This window comes from Rhizobium rosettiformans W3 (genome assembly GCF_004912135.1).
GTDB lineage: Bacteria > Pseudomonadota > Alphaproteobacteria > Rhizobiales > Rhizobiaceae > Allorhizobium > Allorhizobium rosettiformans.
Genome location: NZ_STGU01000070.1, coordinates 1 through 1358 on the forward strand (window position 1 = coordinate 1; position 1358 = coordinate 1358).

The 1358-nt window shown below is 60.9% G+C and carries 1 protein-coding gene; it reads left to right on the forward strand.

The genetic code is table 11. The features are described 5' to 3' along the window. The first annotated feature begins 96 nt into the window (after positions 1-96). Positions 97-1293 carry an IS256 family transposase gene (locus tag FAA86_RS24365; protein WP_136543890.1) on the forward strand — a complete coding sequence of 399 codons (1197 nt, stop codon included), beginning with the start codon at positions 97-99 and terminating at the stop codon, positions 1291-1293. The last annotated feature ends 65 nt before the right edge of the window (positions 1294-1358 follow it).

Genomic DNA, 1358 nt, shown 5'->3' on the forward strand with positions numbered 1-1358 from the left:
GATCGTGTCCCATGGAGTGGTGTAGCTGGATTTCATAGCCATCGGTGATTTCCGGTAGGGTCGGGTTGCTTATGACCAACCTGAGGGACACCACCGATGACCGACGACATGATGAACCTGCGCTCACTCGTTGAGAAGAGCGCCGACGCCGATTTGCTGCGCGAGATGATCGGCTTTGCTGCCGAGAAGCTGATGGCGCTGGAGGTCGGGACGAAGACCGGCGCGGGCTATGGCGAGAAGAACGGCTTCCGACTTGCCCAGCGCAACGGCTACCGCGATCGAGACTGGGAGACACGGGCTGGCACCGTCGAGCTGCGTATTCCGAAGCTTCGCACCGGCAGCTATTTCCCGAGTTTCCTGGAGCCGCGCCGCATGGCCGAGAAGGCCCTGACGGCAGTCATTCAGGAAGCCTATATCCAAGGCGTTTCAACCCGCTCAGTCGATGATCTCGTCAAGGCGATGGGCATGTCGGGCATCTCCAAGAGCCAGGTATCCCGGCTCTGCGAAGAGATCGATGACAAGGTCAAAGCCTTCCTCGACCGCCCCATTGAGGGCGAGTGGCCATACCTCTGGATCGATGCCACCTACCTGAAGGTTCGTCGCGGCGGTCGCATCGTCTCTGTCGCGGTCATCATCGCCGTGGGTGTGAACACCGATGGCCGACGCGAGGTGCTAGGCATGGAAATCGGCACATCCGAGGCAGAAGCGATCTGGACCGAGTTCCTACGCAAGCTGACCAGACGAGGCCTGCGCGGCGTCAAGCTCGTCGTCTCCGATGCGCACGAGGGTATCAAGGCAGCCGTGTCGAAGGTGCTTTCCGCCACCTGGCAGAGGTGCAGGGTTCACTTCATGCGTAACGCGCTGGCCCATGCCGGAAAGAGCGGAAGGCGTGTCGTCTCCGCCTTCATCGCCACGGCCTTTGCCCAGGACACGCCAGAGGCGGCGAGCACTCAATGGCGCAATGTCGCCGACCAGATCAGGCCGAAGGTGCCGAAACTCGCCACGCTGATGGATAGTGCCGAACAGGACGTGCTCGCCTACATGACCTTTCCCAGGCAGCACTGGACCAAGCTCCACAGCACCAATCCGATCGAACGCCTTAACGGCGAGATTAAGCGCCGCACAGAGGTCGTCGGCATCTTTCCCAACGATGACGCAATCGTCAGGCTCGTGGGAGCGCTGCTCCTCGAACAAAACGACGAGTGGGCTGTCCAGCGATCCCGCTACATGACACTTGAGACCATCGCCACGATGAGCGATGATCCGCTCATCAGCCTGCCAGCCGCAAGCTGACACTCATCCGGCCCTCTGGGATGAGCCGTGGTCGTCTAAGCTACACCACTCCATGGGACACGATC

Bases quoted from the DNA above. Each gene is read 5' to 3' on its own strand.
- FAA86_RS24365 (WP_136543890.1), top strand. From the start codon at position 97: ATGACCGACGACATGATGAACCTGCGCTCACTCGTTGAGAAGAGCGCC.